Origin of the sequence: Kibdelosporangium aridum (assembly GCF_900176515.1) — a bacterium.
Classification (GTDB): domain Bacteria; phylum Actinomycetota; class Actinomycetes; order Mycobacteriales; family Pseudonocardiaceae; genus Kibdelosporangium; species Kibdelosporangium aridum.
In genome coordinates this window covers 297,866-318,775 of sequence record NZ_FWXV01000008.1, presented here as the reverse complement: position 1 = coordinate 318,775, position 20,910 = coordinate 297,866, and the positions used below count along the sequence as shown (strand labels likewise).

18 protein-coding genes are annotated in these 20,910 nt (G+C 66.5%); 7 read left to right on the top strand and 11 right to left on the bottom strand.

Translation table 11 applies throughout. The features are described 5' to 3' along the window. Nucleotides 1–29 precede the first annotated feature (29 nt). Both B9C43_RS37300 and B9C43_RS37295 read right to left on the bottom strand, forming a co-directional pair. The gene (locus B9C43_RS37300) at nt 30–1,433 is read right to left on the bottom strand and encodes a tol-pal system YbgF family protein (protein WP_084431563.1); all 1,404 of its coding nucleotides are present in this window, start codon (nt 1,431–1,433) and stop codon (nt 30–32) included. Nucleotides 1,434–1,558: 125 nt separating this feature from the next. Continuing rightward, nucleotides 1,559–2,377 (bottom strand): SDR family oxidoreductase, encoded by an 819-nt coding sequence (locus tag B9C43_RS37295; protein WP_084431561.1) that lies wholly within the window; start codon nt 2,375–2,377, stop codon nt 1,559–1,561. 110 nt (nt 2,378–2,487) lie between these two features. On the opposite strand from B9C43_RS37295, the gene B9C43_RS37290 reads away from it, so the two are divergent. Next, nucleotides 2,488–3,399, top strand: coding sequence for a LysR family transcriptional regulator (locus B9C43_RS37290; RefSeq protein ID WP_084431559.1), 912 nt, complete (start codon nt 2,488–2,490; stop codon nt 3,397–3,399). 27 nt (nt 3,400–3,426) lie between these two features. Here B9C43_RS37290 and B9C43_RS37285 read toward each other — a convergent pair whose 3' ends face one another. Genes B9C43_RS37285 through B9C43_RS37250 form a run of 8 tightly spaced genes read right to left on the bottom strand, consistent with a single transcriptional unit; the run spans nt 3,427 to nt 13,049 of the window. After that, nucleotides 3,427–4,662, bottom strand: coding sequence for a hypothetical protein (locus B9C43_RS37285; protein ID WP_143446870.1), 1,236 nt, complete (start codon nt 4,660–4,662; stop codon nt 3,427–3,429). 9 nt (nt 4,663–4,671) lie between these two features. Further along, nucleotides 4,672–6,969: a glycoside hydrolase family 43 protein gene (locus tag B9C43_RS37280; protein WP_084431557.1), complete on the bottom strand. Its 2,298-nt coding sequence runs from the start codon at nt 6,967–6,969 to the stop codon at nt 4,672–4,674. Further along, on the bottom strand, nt 6,951–8,435 hold the full coding sequence (locus B9C43_RS37275) for a sulfatase family protein (RefSeq protein WP_084431555.1): 1,485 nt from the start codon (nt 8,433–8,435) through the stop codon (nt 6,951–6,953). Before B9C43_RS37275 ends, B9C43_RS37280 begins: the two co-directional genes overlap by 19 nt. Further along, nucleotides 8,432–9,406 carry an aliphatic sulfonate ABC transporter substrate-binding protein gene (locus B9C43_RS37270; RefSeq protein ID WP_084431553.1) on the bottom strand — a complete coding sequence of 325 codons (975 nt, stop codon included), beginning with the start codon at nt 9,404–9,406 and terminating at the stop codon, nt 8,432–8,434. Before B9C43_RS37270 ends, B9C43_RS37275 begins: the two co-directional genes overlap by 4 nt. Before the next feature lie 25 nt (nt 9,407–9,431). Beyond that, nucleotides 9,432–10,205: an ABC transporter ATP-binding protein gene (locus B9C43_RS37265; RefSeq protein WP_033384738.1), complete on the bottom strand. Its 774-nt coding sequence runs from the start codon at nt 10,203–10,205 to the stop codon at nt 9,432–9,434. Beyond that, complete coding sequence (locus B9C43_RS37260) at nt 10,202–11,005, bottom strand: ABC transporter permease (RefSeq protein ID WP_084431551.1); 804 nt, start codon at nt 11,003–11,005, stop codon at nt 10,202–10,204. The genes B9C43_RS37265 and B9C43_RS37260 overlap by 4 nt, the downstream gene beginning before the upstream one ends. Next, a complete protein-coding gene (locus B9C43_RS37255) occupies nt 11,002–12,171 on the bottom strand; it encodes an ROK family transcriptional regulator (protein ID WP_084431549.1) in 1,170 nt (389 codons plus the stop codon). Before B9C43_RS37255 ends, B9C43_RS37260 begins: the two co-directional genes overlap by 4 nt. 50 nt (nt 12,172–12,221) lie before the next feature. Beyond that, on the bottom strand, nt 12,222–13,049 hold the full coding sequence (locus tag B9C43_RS37250) for a formylglycine-generating enzyme family protein (protein WP_084431547.1): 828 nt from the start codon (nt 13,047–13,049) through the stop codon (nt 12,222–12,224). 291 nt (nt 13,050–13,340) lie between these two features. Between B9C43_RS37250 and B9C43_RS37245 the strand changes: the two genes are divergently transcribed. Both B9C43_RS37245 and B9C43_RS37240 read left to right on the top strand, forming a co-directional pair. Beyond that, nucleotides 13,341–14,396: an NAD-dependent epimerase/dehydratase family protein gene (locus tag B9C43_RS37245; protein WP_084431546.1), complete on the top strand. Its 1,056-nt coding sequence runs from the start codon at nt 13,341–13,343 to the stop codon at nt 14,394–14,396. A gap of 67 nt (nt 14,397–14,463) precedes the next feature. Further along, complete coding sequence (locus tag B9C43_RS37240; protein ID WP_084431544.1) at nt 14,464–15,993, top strand: AMP-binding protein; 1,530 nt, start codon at nt 14,464–14,466, stop codon at nt 15,991–15,993. Nucleotides 15,994–16,119: 126 nt separating this feature from the next. Here B9C43_RS37240 and B9C43_RS37235 read toward each other — a convergent pair whose 3' ends face one another. After that, nucleotides 16,120–17,214, bottom strand: a complete 1,095-nt coding sequence (locus B9C43_RS37235) for a PQQ-dependent sugar dehydrogenase (RefSeq protein ID WP_084431932.1) — start codon at nt 17,212–17,214, stop codon at nt 16,120–16,122. Nucleotides 17,215–17,576: 362 nt separating this feature from the next. On the opposite strand from B9C43_RS37235, the gene B9C43_RS37230 reads away from it, so the two are divergent. The 4 genes from B9C43_RS37230 (at nt 17,577) to B9C43_RS59710 (ending at nt 20,899) form a co-directional block, all read left to right on the top strand. Further along, nucleotides 17,577–18,455 carry a serine hydrolase gene (locus B9C43_RS37230; protein ID WP_084431930.1) on the top strand — a complete coding sequence of 293 codons (879 nt, stop codon included), beginning with the start codon at nt 17,577–17,579 and terminating at the stop codon, nt 18,453–18,455. 255 nt (nt 18,456–18,710) lie between these two features. After that, nucleotides 18,711–19,007 (top strand): hypothetical protein, encoded by a 297-nt coding sequence (locus B9C43_RS55955; protein ID WP_143446868.1) that lies wholly within the window; start codon nt 18,711–18,713, stop codon nt 19,005–19,007. A gap of 426 nt (nt 19,008–19,433) precedes the next feature. Beyond that, nucleotides 19,434–20,606 carry a TerC family protein gene (locus B9C43_RS37220; protein ID WP_084431541.1) on the top strand — a complete coding sequence of 391 codons (1,173 nt, stop codon included), beginning with the start codon at nt 19,434–19,436 and terminating at the stop codon, nt 20,604–20,606. A 170-nt stretch (nt 20,607–20,776) separates the two neighbouring features. Further along, nucleotides 20,777–20,899 (top strand): hypothetical protein, encoded by a 123-nt coding sequence (locus B9C43_RS59710; RefSeq protein WP_268811604.1) that lies wholly within the window; start codon nt 20,777–20,779, stop codon nt 20,897–20,899. Nucleotides 20,900–20,910: the final 11 nt, after the last annotated feature.

Below are 20,910 nucleotides of genomic sequence, written 5' to 3'. Positions count from 1 at the left end.
GGCGCCGGAATCCCACCTGACGCCTCCCGTTACGGCGTGAACACTGGAGCGAACGCAGCCCGAATATCCGAGTCGGACGGTTCAACGACCATCCGCAATGGGTCGTTGTCACCAAAGCTGGTGACCGTCGGCGGACAGGCCGCACCGGCGATCTCCACCCTGGTGTCGGCCACGAGGTTGCCGGTCCGCAGCTCGTAGGCCTTGACCGGATATGCCATCTTGCTGAACGTCACGTTCCGCACCCGGCCGTCCGACCTGTCCCGGTATGGGCACGTCCTGACCGGTGCGCCCGCCTCCCGCTCGCCGATGCAGACGACCATCACGGCCTGGCTGTTGTCTGCTTGCCACTCGGCGGGCAGCTTCTTGATGTACATGTCGTCGAAATCGTCGTCGTGGTAGACGACCGCGCGGTTCGTGGCTCCCTTCGCGTATGGGGCCGCGCCGCTATAGACCACTGGTGTCTTGCAGTAGCCCTTGCCCAGCCTGGCGAGGTTCTGTAGCTCGAGCCCCAGCGTGGCTTGCTTGACGCCCTCCTGGGCCTTGGCGGTGAGCTCGTGGCCAGGATACTGGTCCAACATCTGCTGGTAACGCGCCTTTGCGGCGGCCCAGTCGCGAGCTTCCGCCCGTTTGTCCCCGCACCCCACGAGCGCGGCCGGTGCGATCTTCGGCAGGACGTCGGCGGACCGGTCGAGCAGGTTGTTGCTCGCAGGGCGTTGCCGCAGCCAGTCGGCGAGTTCGGCGACGTCGCACGGTTCGCGGCCGGACAGGCTGTCGAGGAAGCCGTCGAGGACAGTGCTGACCATCCTGTCGTGGCCGGGCAGGTCGGTGAGCACCGCACCGAGTTCGTCGTAACTCGATCGCAAGCCTTGGGTATCACGTTTCGATGCCGCGACTTCGAGTGCTCCCTTGGTATCTGCCAAGCGGGCGCACGCTTGGGCGGTCCGCTCACCGCGAACCGTCATCGGGCCGTCCACGACATGATGACCGAACCAGATCATGTCCAAAGCGGACTGAGCTTTCCCGCAGTCTCCGCTGTCGCGTGCCTCGGTGATCCTGTCCTCGATGCTGGCGGCGTCGAACCGCATGTACCCGATACCCACCAGCACCGGAACCGCGATGAGCAAGGCAACCGTCCTGGGCCACCGCACAGATGGCAGGCGGGCGGGGATACGCGCGAGGTACCACCCATGCGCGACGAGCGCAGCCCACCACACCAGAAAGAGAACCTCGAACCACACTCCCGGAACGGCGGTCCCGAGCAGCACCAGAAACGCGATCGTGACCAGCGTTGTGACGACCGCCCACGCCCGCCTGCCCAGCAACAGATAACCGACACCCAGCAGGGAGGCGTTGCCGATGGCGACCGCCAGCCGGTCCTGCCGCGCCAACTCGGGCTTTGGCTCGTAGTAAGGCTCAGGCGTCGGGTAGTACATGTACTCATCGTCACCCGCCCCGCCGGGAGCGGTCCCAAACTGCCGGACCTGATCAAGACTCGTAGGACGCCACGATCAGCTGCCCGGTGCCGACTGATCGGCCAGTGCGCCGCCGATCATGGCGGTCAGTCCGCATCGGCCACGGCAGCGTGCTCGCGTTGAGCCTCGGCCTCCGCGAGGCGGCGGCGCAGTGCGTCGGTGACGAGTTCGTAGGCATCCGTGCCCAGCAGCATCCGCCGGGGTGGGTCGGCCATGTCGCCGGCCTCGATCATGGCCAGCACGACCTTCGTTTGGTCGTCCCGCATTTCGTCCGAGGAAAGGTCGCCTCGGCTGATGCCGGGGTGGTTTTCATACGCCGGCAGAGCGTCGGCGCGGCCGGCGGCGTCGAAGAAGGGCGTGCGCACAACGCCTGGCTCGATGAGGATCGTGCGGATCCCGAACGGTTGGACTTCGTCAGCGAACGCCTCAAAGAATCCCTCGACGCCCCACTTGCTCGAGTTGTACAGAGCGAAACCGGGGAACGACAGATGCCCGCCCATGCTCGACATCTGCATGATCAGCCCGCTGCCCTGACGGCGCAGGTGCGGGGTCACCGCCCGGGCGAGGCGAATGGAGCCGGTCAGGTTGGTGTCGATGATTCCGGTGACGTCGTCGTCGGTCAGTTCCTCGGCGGCGCCGAAGACGCCGTAGCCGGCGTTCGAGACGACCACGTCGATCCGGCCCATGGCTGCGAACGCCTCGTCGACGACCTCGACGATCTGCGCGTTGTTCGCAACGTCCAGTTCTCGGACCCACAGCTGACCCGGGTAGCGGGTGACCAATTCGGACAGTCGATCCGGGCGGCGCAGCGTGGCAGCCACGCGATCACCGCGTTCGAGCAAACGCTCGGTCAGCTCTCGGCCCATGCCGCTGGATGTGCCGGTGATGAACCAGGTCCTGCTCATGGTTTCTCCTTTCGGGTTCGTCCTTGTCAACGTCGCCCAGCATCGAGCCATTTCGAATATGCAGAGCTCAGATGCTTGCCATACGCGATGTGCATATCTAGAGTCGCCGGGTGCGTGACTGGAGCCTTGCCGGACTGCGGGTCTTCCAAGAGGTCGTGTCCGCGGGCTCCTTCACCGCCGCCGCGGAGGCGCTGGGTGTCTCGCAGCCGAACGTGTCCCGGCAGGTGGCCGCGTTGGAGGAGGCGGCCGGCACGACGCTGTTCACCCGGGGTGCCCGCGGCGTCGTGCTCAGTCCGGCTGGCGAGATCGTCGCCAGACACGCCGCGGACGTCCTGACCGCCCTCGAAGCGGCGGAACACGAACTGTCCGGCCTCAGCGACCGGCTCGCCGGACGGCTCAAGCTCGGCGCGTTCCCGACAGCCACTTCGGTGCTGGTCCCCCGCACGCTGGGCCTGCTGGCCAGGCGGCACCCCGGCCTGGACGTCACCCTGCACGAGGGTGCGACACCATCGCTGCTGCGGCAGCTGCGCAGCGGCCGGATCGAGGTCGCCGTGATCGGGGCAGGCGCGGGCCTGCCCGACTGGGACCTCGAGGACCTCGCCGGCGAGGTCGTGTTCGACGGCGACCTCTGCGTCGCGGTGCCCGCGCGTCACCGTCTGGCTGGAGCCGGACGGGTCGATGTCGCCGCACTGCGCCGCGAGCCGTGGATCGTCGGCGAACAATCGGGCACGGATCCCCAGTTCGGCGCGTGGCCCACGCTGACCCACCCGCACATCAGATACGCCGTCCGCGGCTGGCCCGCCCGCCTCGGCCTGGTCGCCGCCGGCCTGGGGATCTCCGTGATCCCTGAGCTGGCCGCCTATTCGGTCCCGCCCGGCGTCGTGCTCGTCCGCGTCAACGACCCCAAATGGCGAGGCCGCGTCACGATGGCCGTCACCCGCTCGACCCCGTCCGCCAACGCGAAGGCCGTGACCAAGACACTACGCGAGGCAGCGGCAGACCTCCGCGACCGACTGAGCTGAGAAGTTGCTTTCGCTGCGCGGAGAGTGTCACTGCAGGTCCCGGAAGCTCGTGGTCCATGCGGTGTTCCGGCCAGGAAGGCCACCCGGGCCCGGCTGCACCGTGTAGGGGCAGAACATGCTGTTGAGCAGCCATGGAGTCGACTCCGGCCCGAAGTTGGCCACCATGGCGGCGTCCTGGGACACGCCGTAGGTGGCCACGGCCAGCCGGCCAGTGGCCCGGAAGCGCTGCACCGCGTTGCGGAGGAACTGCCGGCGATCGGCGAACCACGGGGACATCGCCAGGAAGTCGGTCCACTTCTGCTGCGTGAAGGGACGCCGGATCGCGTCCGCGATCACCTCCCAGACCCGAGTGGTGGCCGGGATACCGTACTTGGCCGCGAATGCTCCGGAGACCGGATCGCTCAGGTGTGCCCGCCAGTGGTGCACCAGGGAGAACTCCAAGGCCAGGAAGTTCTGGCCGGCACGCAGCCGGGGCACGACGTAGTCCAGGAACGCCTGCACCTCCTCAACAGCCGCCACGTGCGGGTGAATGTCCACCCCGTCCAGCGCGGCGGTGGCACGGGTGAAGGACATCCAGCGATCCGTGGCGGCGGTCCGCCAGGCGGGATCGTTCAGGCGGTTGAGCGCGCCCATGTAGAGCTTGGTCTTGTCGGACGCGCCGCCGTGCTGGTCGCGGAACGCGATGACGCGGCGCGCGATCACCTCGTAGAAGGCGTTGAGCTGCGGCGTGTTCCGGTCCTCCGGCCGGCACTCGATGAACGGCTCGTTGCCGACGACCAGGATGTCCACCTTGCCCATCACGGCCGGAAGCACCTTGTCCAGCCGGTTCAACGCGGTGGACATGGCCGCACTGCCCGGCACCGGGATGGGTTGCTCGCTGTACGGGAACTTCAGCGACAGGACTGTGCCGTACCCCTGCTGTGCGGCCGAGAGCACAGTACGAACCACGGGCTGGTCAGCGACCACTCCCCTGTCGGCATCCGGCACGGGAAAAAAGCCGCGCAGCCACGTGGCCGACACGTCCCGCAACTGGCCGAAGTCCGACCAGTCCTTGGCGCCGTTGAAGTTCGCGCCGAGCACATTCTTCGGCGGAGGTGCGACCACACGGGTATCCAGGTGGGACGGCGCACCGGCCGCCGCGGCGCAGCCAGGGGTGCTCCATGCCGTGATCCCCAATAAGCCCACCAGCTCCATCGCTCGCCGTCGCGACAGACGCCGTCCGCTTCCACTGGCGGCGTTCTCCGACCAGGTGGTGTCCTTCATGGATTCCTCTCAAGGGCGGTACGTCCGCAGATAGTCGAACCGAGCTTCGGCGCCCGCGCGGTTCATGGACACCAGGCCGATCTTGAGCGTGCCGAGGGCAGGCAAAGTCCAGACGCTGTTAGCCACCCAGTGTGTGCCGTCGCGGCTGGTGAACGCCTGTACTTCGGCCTGACGACCGGCTGTGTCGGCGTGATACGCGAGCCGCAACCACATTGTCGTCGCGGTGGGGCCGCCGAACATGGGGGCGTTCGCCACTGGGGTCGGTGGTGTGGTCGTGGGCCGTTCGCCTTCTTTGCTGAACTCACTGACATGCACGAGCGCGCCGCCGCCACGGTTCAACGGCAGTACGGAGTGGACGAGCTTGAAGTATCGGTCGTCGTTCTCGTACAAGAGGATTCCGGCCTGCTGCGCCGCCGACTCGGGGGCGAACCGGATCCTTGTCTCGATGGTGTAGTCGCCTGGTGGAGCGTCACGGAGCAACACGGACGCGGTGTTGCTACCGAGGTGCAGTTCGGCGTTCTGGGTTGGCCAGGACAGGGTTCCGTCGACCATCGTGGTGCCGGTGGCCGGGCCGCGCACCCAACGCCAGGGCGAGTCCGGTTCGGTCCCGGGTACTGATGTGCCGTTGAACTCGTCGGTGTACTGCGGAAGTAGCTCGCCAGGCGACGGTTGTGGCAGGCGTGTGGTCACCGGTTGGTAGAGCGGCGCCGCGCTGAGGTTGTCGGCGTCCACCTGGCCACCTCGGGCGGCTACACCGACAGCGCCCAGTCGCGTATCGAGCAACTCGACTTCTTGTGTGGCAACGGAATCACGCAACCGGTCGGCGCTCACCTCGACGACCATCCGGCTGCCGCGTACCTCGGCGGCGACGTTGTGCCAGTCCTCGAACCGGAATCCGGCTGGCAGTGCGGTCACGGTTTCGCTCCGGGTCCGGCCGTCAACCACAGCCCTGCTGATGAGTGCGTTGCGAGAGCGGTCAAGCCAAATGACAACATGGTTGCGGCGGTCGACGAAGTTCACCAGCAGCCCGACCGCTCCAGTCCCCGCAGTGATCCGGAGATCTGCTTCGGCACGTACGTCGGCAGGCGCCTTGGTCTCAGTGGCCAGGTACGCAGGCTCCGGCCCGCCACCCTCGTGGGAAAGGTGGCCTTGGGCGGCGGACCAGCCGGTCCGTGCCACGCCGTCCGCGCGCATACCGGAGATCGACCGGTCGTTGAACGTACTGCCGGCGACCGGTGTGGTCACGGGCGCAGGCTGGGCTCCTTCCGACGGGCCCGCGCCGGCACGCAGCACCGGCCACCCGTTGATCCAGTCCAGCCGATCGATGAGCATGGGTCGCCTGGTCAGCTTCAGCGTGCCGCCGGAGGCGGGGGCCAGATCCGGGTTGTCCGCCGGGATGCCGTGGTAGACAAGCCAGTCCTGGCCGGAGAGGTCGGTCTGCAGTCCATTGTGGCCGGGACCGATCCAGCGGTTGCCGGTGGCGCCCGCGACGACCCCGCCCTTGCTGGTCAGCGCCATCAGGTCGACGCCCTCGTCGTCAGTGAACGGCCCCAACGGGTTCGTCGCACGACCAGCCTTCACCTGGTAGCCACTGAACGCACCGTCACAGCAGCCCGCGTCGGAGTAGAAGAGATAGTAGAAGCCGTCGCGTTTGACGACGAACGCGCCTTCCATCCGACGGCCTCGGGCGACTTGGGTGACCGGGCCCTCGATGCGGGTCGCGCTGGCGTTCATCCGTGCGACGCAGACCGTGTCGTAGCTGCCCCAGTACAGGTAATGGGCGCCGCCGGTGTCAGTGAACAGCGCCTGGTCGATGTTGCCCGTCGGGCATCCGCTCGGAGTCGACAGTACGGCGCCAGCGTCGGACCACGGCCCAGCGGGCGTCGGTGACGTCGCCAGTCCGACTGTGTTGCGCCCTGGGACCGAGTAGTACAGGTGGTACCGGTTGCCCACGTAACGGATGTCCGGTGCCCACAGCCGGGAACCGTTGTGCCAGGCCGGTTGTGTCTGCGGGGTGAAGACCTGGCCGGCGTACTGCCAGGTCACCAGGTCGGCGGAGCGCAGGATGGGTAGCATCCGCTCGCCGTCCTCGCCCTTGGACTGGAACACCGGGTTCTGCGTCCCGTAGGCATACCAGAGTCCGTCCTTGCCGCGGATCGTCACCGGGTCGGGAAACGTGTCGACCACACCGTTGGTCACCGGGTTGGCGTACGTGGCCGCAGCCGCCGCAACCGGCGTGTCGATCGCACTTGTCAGTCCACAAAGGAGTAATCCTGAGGTCGAAAGCGCTAGCCATCTGCGGGCCATGTCGCCTCCCTGGCGGGTTCGAAGGAACTCAGGGTCGGGTCGTGGTCGGCGGTGCCGATGTCATACATCGGCGTCATCCAGTGGTAGAAGTTGTCGCCCCGCTCACGCAGCAGGTCGTACAGCCGCCGCATGAGGCGCTGCCGGACTGGCAGGAGTTCGGTGTGCGCGTACCGGTTGTTGAGCTCGTGCGGATCGTCGAACAGGTCGTAGAGCTCGTTCACCGACTCCGGGTTGACAACGAGCTTGTACCGCTCGTCACGGATCATCCGCTGGGGATATGGAAAATGGTGGCCGTGGAACTCGGCGACCAGCTCCGTCCGCCACCGCGGGTGCTCGCCGCGCACGAGCGGCACGAGGCTGCGACTGTCCACTGCGGACGCCACATCGGCGCCGGCCAGCTCGAGGATGGTCGCGGTGCAGTCGGTGAGCGTAACGAACTCGTGCCGGACCTGCGGCGCGGCGCCTGGTATGCGGACAATGCCGGGAATCCGGTAGATGTCCTCGTACATCGCCGGGCCCTTGTCGTGCAACCGGTGCGCACCGGTGAACTCGCCGTGATCCGCGGTGAAGAACACCGATGTCTCCTCGGTGAGGCCGAGTTCGTCGAGCCGGGTCAGGATCCGGCCGATCTGTTCGTCGATCAGGCTGACGTAGCCCCAGTACACCGCGACCAGTTTGCGCGTCACCTCGATCGGGATCGTGTCGAACGTCCAGTGGGCGCTGTAGTTGCGCTGCACCGGGGGTTTGCCGTCGAAGGTCTCCGCGATCGACGCGGGCAGCTCGACCAGGTCCGGGTCGTAGCGGTCGAAGTACTCGTCGGGCACGAGGTAAGGCAGATGTGGTCCGAAGAAGTGCGTGGCGAGGAAGAACGGCCGCCCGTCCCGTGCGTACCGGTCGAGGTACTCGATCGCACGGGTGGCCAGGTAGTGCTCGAACGTCGCTTCCACGGGCTGGTGCAACCGGGCGGCCAGGAGGTTGCCGGGATTGCCGTTGGGTGTCGTGCCGCGAATGGGTTGTGAGATCGAGTACGGCGGCAGATCGCGTTCGGCGAGGTAGGCCAGGTAGTCGGGATGGTCCACCGGGTTGTGCCAGCCGGGCAGGTCTGGGCCGTCGAAGCCGTACGACGCCGCGTTGCGGCGTACGCCGCCGTGCCACTTGCCGATCAGCCCGAGTTGGTAGTCGCGCTCGGCGAGTGCCGCGGGGAAGGTGAACGCGTCCTCTCGTAGGTCCTCGAGGTAACCGACGTTGCGCTCATAGTTGGCGAGCAGCCGGTGCCGGAACGGCGCCTGTCCGGTGAGCAGGCTCGCCCTGGCGGGGGTACAGATGGCCGTAGGTGTGTAGAACCGGTCGAACCTGGTGCCGCTCGCCGCGAGCCTGTCCAGGTTCGGCGTGTCGACGTGTGGATTTCCGTAGCAGCCCAAGGTGTCCACCCGGTGCTGGTCGGTCATCAGGAAGAGGATGTTCACCGGCCGGACGCCTCCATGTACTGCTCGGCGGTGTAGTACTCGGCCGGGTCCGGAGCGGACTTCAGTTGCCCGGTTTGGACGAAGAAGTCACTCAGCCCGGTCAGCCACCTCCGAACGGTGCCGTCCCTGGTCTTGCTGACGAGGTCGGCGGTGGTCATGGTGCGCACGTTCGCCGCGTCGGCGGCGACCTCGGCCCTGTCCCGTTTGAGCAAGGCGGCTGCTTCGGAGATCGCCTCGTCGGGATGTGCGGCCCGCCAGTCGTTGGCCGCCTGCAGCACGGTGATGACCTTCTTGCTGAATGCGGTGTCGATGTCCTTTCGGGCCACGAACGCGGTGGGGAAAGCGGTGTCCGGGAACTGTCGCGTGCTCGCGACCTCGACAAGACCGGGCACCTTTGGCCTGATGGACGTCCCGATCAGCGGGTACCAGATACCCGCCGCGTCGATCTGCCCTGACACGAACGCTGAGACCACTGTGGACGGATCCATCGGCACCTTCTGGATGTCCTGCACGGTCATCCCGGCCCTGCGCAGCGCGAGGTTGAGCACCATGTCGCCGGAGGTGCCCTCGGGTACCCCGACCCGTTTGCCGCGTAAATCGGTCATGGCGGTGATACCGGGCTGGCCGATGACGCGGTCGGCGTACGTGAGCGTGTTGATCGTGACGATCTTCGACTGGCCGGACGCGGGCAGCCAGAAGGCGCCTGGGCCGATGTAGCCGAAATCGAGGTCGCCCGCGCCCAGCGCCTGGATCTGCAGCGGGCCGTTGGTGAAGACCTTGATCTGTGCGGTGAGGCCGTGTTGCTTCCACAGCCCTTGCTTCTCGGCGATGGCCAACAGGCTGGCACCGTTGAAGTCGCTGATGTAGCCGAAGCGGACTTCGGTGCCGTCGTCACCGGAACACGCCGACACGCTGGGCGTCAACGTGGTTACCGCCAGCACGGTCGCGAGGGCGCGTCGAAGTACACGCATGGCGGTGCGGTCCTTTCGTCAGTGCTTAGGCCGTGAGCGCGTCCTGGTGGTACACGGCGTGCCAGACGTCGTTGCGGATCCGGCCGAACTCCGGTGAGAGCCGGATCTCCTCGGTACGGGGATAAGGCAGGCCGACGTCGACGATCGTGTGGATCCGGCCAGGCCGGGCCGCCATCACGACCACCCGACGGGCCAGGAAGACGGCTTCGTCGACATCGTGCGTGATGAACATGACCGTGCGGCGCTCCTGGCTCCAGGTCCGCAACAACTGTTCCTGCAGCTGCACTCTGGTCAGCGCGTCCAGCGCGCCGAACGGTTCGTCCATCAGCAGCACTTGCGGATCGACCGCGTAGGCGCGGGCGATCGCACAACGTTGTTTCATCCCGCCGGACAGTGTTTTGGGTAGCGCGTCGGCGAAATCCGCGAGCCCGACGAGGTCGATGGCCCGCTCGGCCCGATGGCGGCACTCGGCCGCGGACAGGCTGGTGAGTTTCAGTCCGAACTCGACATTGCGGCGCACGGTCAGCCACGGGAACAGCGCGTACTGCTGGAAGATCACGCCACGCTCGGGTCCTGGCCCGGTGACCGGTGAGCCGTCCACTAGAACGTCACCGGCCGTCGGCTCGACCAGCCCGGCAGCCATGCCGAGCAACGTGCTCTTGCCGCACCCGGACGGCCCGACGACGGTCACGAACTCCTCGTCGGCGATGTCCAGCGAAACGCCCTGCAGCGCGGTGAACATGCCGCCTTTCACCGGAAAGCTCTTGTGCACGTCCCGAAAGGAGATCTTGGTGCTCATCGGCGCTCCTGCCAGGCGGTGAGATGGCGGTCGGCGAGCAGCAGCAGCCGGTCCATCGCCAGTCCGAGCACGCCGATGGTGATCAGACCGACGAAGATGGTGGGCAGGTCGTAGTACAGCTGGGCCTGCTGCATCCGGAAGCCCAGCCCTTCCTGCGCGGCGATCAACTCGGCCGCGACCAGGGTGCCCCATGCCGAGCCGAGCCCGACCCGCATTCCCACCAGGATGAACGGGGTGGATGCCGGGATGACGACCTTGATGAAGATGGTCCGGTCAGACGCGCCGAGCACCCGCGCGGCGTTGATCAGCGTGCGGTCCACCCCGACAACGCCCTGGAACGCGGCGACCACACTGGACAGGAACGCGGCCAGGAAGATCACGAAGATCTTCGGCACCTCGCCGATGCCCAGCAGCACGATCGCCAGCGGAATGATCGCCAGCGGCGGGATGGTGCGGAAGAACTGGACGTAGGGCTCCAACAGCCCGCGTGCCACGGCGTACCAGCCCATCAGGAAGCCGACCGGCACGGCCAGTGCGGTGCCCAGCGTGAATCCAATGAGGACGCGGCGCAGGCTCGCCAGCACATCGCCGGCCAGCGTGCCGTCGGCAATCAGTTCGCCCGCCCGCTGCGCCACCACGATCGGCCCGGGCAGGCCCTGCACACCGATCGCCGCGAGGGCCGACCATCCCGCCAGTCCAATCGCGACAGCGGCGATGTTCAGGGTCAGTGTGCGCCCGGTCCTGCTCCGCGCGGCAGGTTGAGCGGGCGTTGTTTCGTCAGGAACGGTGACCACACTCATGTGGCCTCCTCGGCATCCGGTTCGGCCGGGTAGTTGGACAGCAACGGGGATTCGTGCAATACCAGGGCAATACCGCCCAGAGCGCCGCCCACGTCGCCGAGGGTGGCGCGGCGCAGGCTCACCTTGTTCCGCGAGATCGGCATGATGTTGGCGTCCAGTGCCTGCTTCATCGGATCGAACAGATCTTGGCCGGCTTCGGACAACTCGCCGCCGATCACGATCACCCCAGGGCCGACCGCGTTGCACAGCGCGGCAAGTACATTGCCGACCTGCGTACCGGCGGACCGCAGCACGTCCTGCGCGGCAGTGTCACCGGAGTTCACCAACCCGGAGATGTCCGTGGCGCGGCCACCTGCTTCGTGATACGCGTCAAGCACGGCTCGGACTGATGCCACGGTCTCCAGGCATCCTGTGCCACCGCAACCACACTGTGCTCCCAACGGGTCGACGGTGATGTGCCCAAACTCGCCGGACAACCCGTGCGCGCCGCGGTGCAGGGCGCCACCGACGACCAGCCCGCCGCCGACACCGTGCGACAGCCGCAGGTACAGCACGTTCTGCTCGCCAGCTGCCGCGCCCCAGATCGACTCCGCGAGTGCCGCCAGCCTGGTGTTGTTGTCCAGCAGCACCGGGACGCCAAACCGCTTGCGCAGCAACCGAGGGACTTCCTCCAGACGACGTTGCTCGCCGAGATCTCCGACCGGGCCGACCACGCCCACGCCGACCGCGCTGAGGGCGCCGAGCCGCAACGTGCCTTCGGCGAGATCACTGACCAGCCGCTCGGCCAGTTCGACACGCTCATCCCAGGCCACGTCGGCGTTGTGCGGCTCGGTGGCCTGCCCGACCACTTCGTGCGCGACGTTGACGACGACCACGTGCGTCGCACGCCGGGCGAAGTCGATTCCGATGGCGTGCCCGGCATCCGGGTTCAGCGTCAGCGTCTCGGCGGGCCGGCCACGTCCACGTTGGCCGGAGTCCTGGGCGGCCGTGACGATGGCACCGCTGGCCTGCAGCGCCCCGACGATGTCGTACAACGTGGTGCGCGACAACCCGGAATGCCGCATGAGCTCACCGCGGCTCATCGGCTCGTTGCGGCGCAGCAGCCCGAGCACGAGCTCTTCGTGCCCGCGCCTGAGCTGCGCCAGAGGACCGGTGCGCCGTTGCATGCGGGCCAGTGTTCCCACCGCCTCGGGTTATTGTCAATAACCCGGAAAAATTAACCCGCATCCCGGGCGCAGCGAAATCCCAGGTTGCCGACGGTGCTGTCCGGGGTGTTCGAAGTCCGAGCCGCGACGCGATACCGGTTGCAGTAGGACTCGTGACACAGGTAAGAGCCGCCGCGCATGACCTTCGCCGGATGGTCGGCACGCCATGCGTCCGCACACCATTCCCAGACGTTGCCCGCCATGTTGTACAAGCCGAATCCGTTGGGCGGGAAGGCATCCACGGGTGCGGTCGACCTGTAGCCATCCTCGGCGGTATTGCGAGTGGGGAACCTGCCCTGCCAGATGTTGCACCGGTGTTCGCCGTCCGGAGTCAGCTCGTCGCCCCACGGATAGCGGCGTTGCACCAGGCCACCGCGTGCGGCGTACTCCCACTCGGCTTCGGTGGGCAGGCGTGTGCCCGCCCAGCGGCAGTACGCAACTGCGTCGTGCCACGACACATGGACCACGGGATGGTCTGCTCGTCCGCCAAGTCCGCTCCCCGGCCCTTCGGGTGCACGCCAATACGCACCGCTCACTCCGCACCACCACGGCGCTTCGTCCGGCCGCGGTGCACCCCGCCGCAGTGCCGCGGGCAGGAGACCAGCGAAGACATACGACCAGCCAAAGCGTTCCGCGTCAGTGACGTAACCGGTATCGTCGACGAACCGAGCGAACCGTTCGTTGGAGACCGCGAAGGCGTCGATCCAGAAGGACGCCAGCGTCACCTCACGGACCGGTCCTTCTCCATCCTCGGGGAATCCCTCGGCGTCATCGGTGCCCATCAGGAACGACCCACCCGGCAGCAACACCATGCCCACCGTGTCCCCGTCTTGGGACATTGGCGTGGCTCCGGCGAACCCGGATTCGGCTCCGCGGGAGGGCGGACAGCAAGCGTTCACGGTAGACGGTTATCACAGTGCGCCCACTGGCGAAAAATTGCCGAGTCCCACGGTACCGTCCTATATGGACCGAAGGGGCATGCTTGAGCACCTCACCGCACGACTACCGGACCGGATCACCGGCTCGGCCTTTCCCCGTGAGAAAAGTGAACTTGCCACGCACGCCATTGTCGACTCGCGCTTCTGTTCCTAGGTTGAGCATGGTGTGGACTCCTTCGCGCGGAGGCATGGATGGGTGAGACGACGGTCTTGGTGACCGGCGGCAGCGGGTTCGTGGCCAGCCACCTGGTTCGGCAACTGCTCGAACGTGGTTACACCGTGCACAGCACCGTGCGGCGTCTCGGCAACTCGGCGAAGGTCGCGCCGCTGGAACGGATGCAAGCGGAATTCCCCGGCCGGCTGGATCTGTTCGAGGCCGACCTGCTCACCGACGGCTCTTTCGACGCGGCAATGCGCGGGTGCCGCCACGTCTTCCATGTCGCCTCGCCGTTCCTGATGCCCGAAAAGATCAAGGACGGGCGCACTGACGTGCTCGAACCGGCGCTGCAAGGAACGCGCAACGTGCTCGCGAGCGTGGAGCGCACGCCCACGGTGCGGCGGGTCGTGCTCACCTCGACCGTCGGCGCGATTTTCGGCGACTACATCGACGTACTCGGCATGAAGGACCAGACGCTCAGCGAAGAGTACTTCAACACAACGAGCACACTGGAGAACAACCCTTACCACTACGCCAAAACGGTCGCCGAGCGTGCGGCCTGGGACACCGCCGCGCGGCAGGAACGCTGGTCGCTCGTCACCATCAACCCGGGCCTCGTACTCGGGCCCTCGTTCACGCCGAGTTCCCACTCAGGCAGCCTGTTCCTGATGAACGAACTGATGAACGGCTACTTCTTCTATGGTGCGCCCGGATTCAGCTTCACCCTCGTGGATGTGCGAGACGTCGCCACCGCGCACATCAACGCCGCCGAGAACGACGCCGCGTCAGGGCGCTACATCCTCGCGCGCCCGGAGATGATCTCCTTTCTGGAGATGGGCCGCATCATCCGCGCGAAGCACCCACGCCGCCTGCTCATCCCGCGCCACCCGGTGCCCGATCTCGCCGTACGCATCCTCGGCCCGCGTTTCGGGCTGACACAGGACTACATCCGCAAACACCTCGGCATCCGTTTCCTTGTCGACAACCACCGGAGCGTGGAAGAACTCGGCATCACCTACCGGCCGGCCGAGGAGACCGTACTCGACCACTACGAGTCCTGGCTTCGTGCACGGTCTTACAGCTGGGTGTAGCGGCGGAGCCAACGAGGTCGCGCGTTCCCTGTGAAATTCCCTTGGTAGTTCACGAAAGGCAGAAAAAGTGACCGAACCCGTGGTCATCTCCGGTCGACGCGTCTTGCCTGTGGCCAAGATGAAACAACGCGCGGCTCGTCTGGCGTCGGGCCTGCAGCGGATGGGTGTCGAGCCCGGAGACAGGTATGCCATCGTGATGCGCAACGAGACTGGCATGCTCGAGGCCACGTTCGCCGCGTCGCTCATCGGAGCGGTCCCCGTGCCGGTGAACTGGCACTGGACCGGCGCCGATTTACGGCATCTGCTCAGCGACAGCCAGTCCAAAGTGGCGTTGGTGCACTCCGACCTCGTTCCGGTTGTGGAGGCGCAGAAACCGGAGTGGCTGCGGATCGTGGAGGTCGCGGTTCCGGCGGAGGTCATCGCGGAGTACGCGTTGGAGGTGGTGGTGCCGAGCGGCCGGTATCCGACCGCCGAGGAGATGATCGAGGACAACGAACCGCCAGCGGAGCCGGTCCTCACCCCGCCCATGTCAGTGATCTACACATCGGGCACCACAGGACTGGCGAAAGGCGTGCTGCGCGACCCGATCGCGCCCGAGAAGGTCGGCGAGATCGCCGAGATGATGCGCCAGGTGGTGGGTTTCCGGCCCGGCGGCACCGCGGTGATCCCCGCGCCGCTCTACCACACCGCGCCCAACGTAACCGCGACGTTCGCGCTCGCCATGGGCATGAATCTCGTGATCATGCCGAGGTTCGACGCGGAGCAGTTCCTCCGGACCGTCGAGGAGCACCGGGTCACCGCCGCGCAGATGGTGCCGACCATGTTCACGCGACTGCTGCGGTTGGCAGAGGACGTTCGGTCGAAATACGACCTGTCCTCGCTGGAGAACGTCTCGCACTCAGCAGCTCCCTGCCCGCCGGACGTCAAGCGGGCGATGATCGACTGGTTCGGTCCCATCATCACCGAGTACTACGGCGGATCGGAGGGCGGCGCGTGGACTGCCTGCACGAGCGATCAGTGGCTGGCGCACCCCGGCACGGTGGGTGCGCCGGTCGCGGACGCGGCGATCAAGATCGTCGGTCCTGACATGATCGAGGTTCCGGTCGGCGAGACAGGCGTCATCTACGGCCGTTCTCCGTCGTTCTGGCCGGACTTCACGTATCTCGGCGATGACGACAAGAGACGTGCCATCGACGGCGGCGACGGTTTCTACACCCTCGGCGACATCGGCCGGGTCGACGAAGACGGTTTTCTCCATCTCAGCGGCCGGCTCAACGACATGGTGATCTCGGCTGGGGTGAACATCTACCCTGCGGAGATCGAGGCGACGCTGCAGGGGCTGGAGGGTGTCGCGGACGTGGCGGTGTTCGGCATCCCGGACGCGGAGTTCGGCGAGGCGCTGGCAGCGCACGTGGAACTGCTCCCCCATGCGACCGTGACGGCGCAGGACGTGCGGGCGCATGTCCAGCGCAATCTGGCCAAGTACAAGACGCCCAAGGTCGTGGTGTTCGAGGAACGTCTGCCGCGTGAGGACTCCGGCAAGCTGTTCAAGCGCCGCCTGCGCGAGAAGTACTGGCCGGCCGAGGCAGGAAGCTGACGTGCACACTGCTGACCCCGTGCAGCCCGGCCACAGGGCGGCAACCCACGACGCCGATGCTCGTCGTCCGGTGATTCCTGCCCTGTGGCCGAGGCGCCGCTTTCCCGCGGCGTGCAACACTTCCGGTCAGCGGGCGGGGAACCGCAGGATGCGATCGTCGCCCTCGCGAGGCTGGCGCGGGTGGTTCGATGTGGTGAGCCAAAGCGCACCGTCGGGGGCGATCTCAACGGTCCGCAAACGGCCGTAGACCCCTTGGAAGTGTTCCGTCGGCTGACCGATGCGCCCCTTGACCAGTGGCATCGTCCACAGTCGTTCGCCGCGCAGGGCTGCCATGTAGAGCGTGTTGCCCGAGATCGCGATGCCCGCAGGGGACGCGTCGGCGGTGGGGAAAGTGATCAGCGGGTTGGTGAGGCGGCCGTTGTCGGTGTCCCCGAAGCCTTCCACCATCGGCCAGCCGTAGTTGCGGCCGGGACGGATGAGATTGATCTCGTCGACGGCGTCCTCGCCGAATTCCGATGCGTACATCCGGCCCTGGGCGTCCCAGGCAAGGCCCTCCAGGTTGCGGTGACCGTAAGTCCAAACGGGAGAGTTGGGGAACGGATTGCCCGGCGCGGGACGGCCGTCCGGGGTGATGCGCAGGATCTTGCCGTTGAGGTTGGTGAGATCCTGCGAGCTTCCGCTCAGGTGACCATCGCCGACGGTGGCGTAGAGCATGCCGTCCGGACCGAACTTCAGGCGCCCGCCACTGTGGCTCTCCCCGCGGGTGAAGGCAAGGATGACCTCAAGAGGTTCGTCGGAGTCCAGTTTGAACCGGGCGATGCGGGACTCGCCGCCGACGGCGGTGAAGAACACGTACACCAGGTTGTCCTGAGCGAACCGCGGTGAGATGTCCAGGCCGAGCAATCCGCCGTCACCTCCCGGGATGTACACGTCAGGGATGGTGCGGATGGGCTCAGGCGCGTGCCCCTGCCGGATGCGCAGGATGCGGCTTGTCTGCCGTTCCGTGATCAGGGCGTCGCCGCCAGGCAGAATTGCCAGGCCCCACGGCATCTGGATGTCGGTGGCGATCACCTCGGGGGCGGCGTTGAGGTTCGGTTTGTGCGACGAGGTGCTGGCCGGTGGTGCGGGAGCGGCCGACGCCCCCTCGACGGCGGTTAAACCGGTGAGAGACAAGACAATCAGAGCAGCAGTGGTCCACCGCAGCGGTGGCGCGTACGCCATCATGGGCCTCCTCGAACAGGGTCGTTTCACCGGAGATCACCGGCGCGTCCAGGTGATCAGCCACAGTCGAAAGATTCGCGAAAGGCGTCGATCGATTGGCGTACCCGCAGCGCGTTCCTGACAGCTTGACGACAGCCGGTGACGCAGGTTGCGATCCAAAGATCCGCTGCCCAAAAGCCACGTCCAACACGCGGACACCGTGGTACGTCTGGCTGCGTGTATCGGTCATCCGGCCGATACGCGTGCCCGCTCCGGCGCGATTTCCCGCTGGTTGGCCCACATCAACCGGCTCATCGGCCGATACCCGCGATCCCCGTCCTGGATAGCTTCGGATTGCTCGCGTGTCCGGCGGAGGTGGACCGTTGCTCAAGAAACTGAATACGGTGAAGGTACGCGCGGGAATCGCCGCGCTCATCCTGACGGGAGGTCTGCTCGCCGCGATTGCCCTGAACAACGACTCTGATGACTGGCACGCCGGGTGCATCTCGACTCCGGCCGCAGCGGCGGACAAGCACGCAAGCGACATCGCCGAAGCCAGGAACGCGTTGCTGCGCAACGGGAACGACCCCCATCTTGGGATCGCGGTCGTCGATCTGGAGGCGTGCACGGTGGAGCTGAGCTGGAAAGCCGACCAGGCGCAACCCACCGCGTCCGTGGTGAAGCTGCTCATCGCGCTCGACCTGATCGACCGTTCCGGAGTGCCCTCGGGCAGCGAAGCGACGGCCGTCCAGGACATGCTCGCTGCCAGCGACGATCGCGTCGCCAGCCGCCTGTGGCAACAGCACGGCGGGCCGGAAATCGTCCGGCGGCAGGCCCGGAAGCTGGGCCTCGCGCACACCTCGCCCGCCACCGACGCTGGCCAATGGGGCTCCACCCGGATGTCGCCCACCGACGTCATCACGGTCTACCGGCACATCACAGCGGGACTGTCCGAAGAGGAACGTGACTTCCTCACCGAGGCGATGGAAAGCGCCCCGCGCAGCGCCGCCGACGGTTTCGACCAGCACTTCGGCATCCCCCGCGCGTTCCCAGACGCGGACTGGGCGATGAAGCAGGGCTGGGGCCGCTCCGACAGGCGGCGGGTGCTCAACACGACGGGCCTGGTCCGAATCGCGTCCCGGACCTTCGCCGTCGCGGTGATGGGATCCTGGAACGAGACCATCGACTGGCCCACCGCGACCTCAGCGCTCACCGCCGCAACCGGCGCGGTGAAGCGTTCACTCGCCGCCAGCGGCACCTGAACCTCGCCGGGTCTGGTTCTTCCTGCCCACTCCGTTACGCTGCCCGGTCGGATCGGCTTCGGACCGTAAGTGGAGCGCTACATGAAGGGCAACAGGCTCTACCAGGAGAGTCAGTCGGCCATCCTGTCTGGAATAGACGAAGCACACCGCCTGGACATCGTGCCCCCAACGACGACAACGACGATCCGAACGACGACGGCCCCATCTTCCGTGGCATTCGCCGACGCTAACTCCCGACAGACAGGACGACTGGTCGTGCAAGAGGACGGAGTCGCGAGCGCCCTGCTCGCGAAAGTACGTGAATGGATCGCCGGGCTGGGCACGATGGGTTGCGTCATCGCCGTCGCGACGCTGATCGGGATCACCCGAACCAGCAGCACACAGGCGATCATCGGGTTCTGCCTGAGCGGACTCGGAATCGCTTCCGGGGTCATCGGTTTCCGCAACCGGCGTCTCCTGGGCTGGCTCCTCGCGATCGCCTCAATCGGCCTCGCCATCGCGGCGTTCGTGTTCGCCGGTACGGCACCCAAACACACGATCAGCGGCAGCTGACGCGAAACCTCCGTGCGGCGTCACCCCAAGACGAACGACTGAGAATGAGCCGTGTGGATAGTGCACAACGCCCCTCGGACACACTCGTGTACCGCGGCGGACGCTCCGCTACGCATACCACACCAACGGGCGCCCGATCCGATCGTGCGGGAGACTCTGGCCGCGTTCGAGGAGTGAGGGCGGTGTGCACTTCGCCGGCGAGCACACGTCGACCGACAGCCAGGGCTACCTCAACGGCGCCGTGGCACCGGGGCGCGGGCCGCGCTCTGAGCGGATGCAGCGCAAGGACGTGATCGGGACTCAGACTCGTGTGAGCGTCGTGCAGGTCCGGTTGCGGTTGCGGCCTGCCGATGCTGAGGTATCCCGGGGCGCCGGCGGGCTTGCGTCACGTTTGGACACCACTCTGTGCGGACCAGGAGGTAGCGCGTGGACGTACCAGTCGTTGTCTGGGTGTTGACGGTCGTCGGGATCATCGGGCTGCTGCTGTTCGACTTCTTCGCCCATGTCCGCAAAGCACACGTGCCCACGCTGCGTGAAGCCGCCATCTGGTCGACCATCTACGTCGGGATCGCGATCTTGTTCGGGTTCGGCGTGTGGCTGTTCGGCGGCGAGACCATGGGGTTCGAGTACTTCGCGGGTTACGTCACCGAGAAGGCGCTGTCCGTCGACAACCTCTTCGTCTTCCTCGTGATCATGGCCAGCTTCAAGGTTCCCAGGGCCGACCAGCAGAAGGTGCTGCTGTTCGGCATCGTGTTCTCCCTCATCGCCCGGACTGGCTTCATCGCACTGGGCGCCGCACTGATCAACCTGTTCGCCTGGGTCTTCTACCTGTTCGGGCTCATCCTGCTGATCACCGCCGGTAACCTCATCAAACCGCGCGGCAGCGAGGACCGCACCGCGGACAACTTCATGGTCCGCCTGGCCCGCAAACTGTTCCACACCTCGGATCGCTACGACGGCGACAAACTGTTCACCCTCGAGAACGGCCGGCGAGTCATGACCCCGATGCTCCTGGTCATGGTCGCCATCGGCGGCACGGACCTGCTCTTCGCCCTGGACTCCATTCCGGCCATCTTCGGTCTGACCCAGAACGTCTACCTCGTCTTCACCGCCACCGCGTTCTCCCTGCTCGGCCTGCGCCAGCTCTACTTCCTCATCGACGGCCTGCTCGACCGGCTGGTCTACCTGGCTTACGGCCTGGCCACCATCCTGGCGTTCATCGGCGTCAAACTCATCCTGCACGCCCTGCACGAGAACAACGTGCCCTTCATCAACAACGGCCAACCGGTGAACGTCGCCGAGATCAGCACCGGCCTGTCGCTGACCGTCATCTTCGGCGTCCTGCTCATCACCGTCATCGCCTCACTGACCAGCACATGGGGCCGCGCGCAGAACGTCATCGCCCAAGCACGACGACACGCCCTGCAGTACTGCGAGGTCGAGAACGACCCCGCGCTGCGCGCGGAGATCTACGCCAAGCTGCGCGCAGAGGAAGAGCAGCTGAAGCAACTGCCCGAGAAATACCGTGCCCGCATCCGCGAAGAAGAGAAACTCATGGCACTGCTCAAACGAGCTCACGCCGAACAGGCCCGCACCTAGCCCAACCCCGGCTTGCCCTATCCACAAAGGACTCACGCCGCCACTGCCCTGCCGGTCCAGCAAATCTTCAAACCGGGTTGAAGGGGTTTGAAGGCAGCTTCACGAGACTCCCCCAGCGAGGTTCGTTTCAGCAACTCGAGTGGGGGCTTGATAGTGAAAAACGCAGATTCGTGGCCGCAGGTGTCGTGGTCGCGCTGACCGCGACCACGGTCTGGTGGTCCCACGACGACACGACAAGCGAAATGGACACCACCACAGTGCGTTGGCTTGCGTTCGCCTGTTTCGGCGGCTGAGGCGTCTGGTT

Bases quoted from the DNA above. Each gene is read 5' to 3' on its own strand.
- B9C43_RS37250 (WP_084431547.1), bottom strand. From the start codon at position 13,049: ATGTCCCAAGACGGGGACACGGTGGGCATGGTGTTGCTGCCGGGTGGG.
- B9C43_RS37285 (WP_143446870.1), bottom strand. From the start codon at position 4,662: ATGAAGGACACCACCTGGTCGGAGAACGCCGCCAGTGGAAGCGGACGG.
- B9C43_RS37265 (WP_033384738.1), bottom strand. From the start codon at position 10,205: ATGAGCACCAAGATCTCCTTTCGGGACGTGCACAAGAGCTTTCCGGTG.
- B9C43_RS37235 (WP_084431932.1), bottom strand. From the start codon at position 17,214: ATGGCGTACGCGCCACCGCTGCGGTGGACCACTGCTGCTCTGATTGTC.
- B9C43_RS37255 (WP_084431549.1), bottom strand. From the start codon at position 12,171: ATGCAACGGCGCACCGGTCCTCTGGCGCAGCTCAGGCGCGGGCACGAA.
- B9C43_RS37295 (WP_084431561.1), bottom strand. From the start codon at position 2,377: ATGAGCAGGACCTGGTTCATCACCGGCACATCCAGCGGCATGGGCCGA.
- B9C43_RS37280 (WP_084431557.1), bottom strand. From the start codon at position 6,969: ATGGCCCGCAGATGGCTAGCGCTTTCGACCTCAGGATTACTCCTTTGT.
- B9C43_RS37270 (WP_084431553.1), bottom strand. From the start codon at position 9,406: ATGCGTGTACTTCGACGCGCCCTCGCGACCGTGCTGGCGGTAACCACG.
- B9C43_RS37300 (WP_084431563.1), bottom strand. From the start codon at position 1,433: ATGTACTACCCGACGCCTGAGCCTTACTACGAGCCAAAGCCCGAGTTG.
- B9C43_RS37260 (WP_084431551.1), bottom strand. From the start codon at position 11,005: ATGAGTGTGGTCACCGTTCCTGACGAAACAACGCCCGCTCAACCTGCC.
- B9C43_RS37245 (WP_084431546.1), top strand. From the start codon at position 13,341: ATGGGTGAGACGACGGTCTTGGTGACCGGCGGCAGCGGGTTCGTGGCC.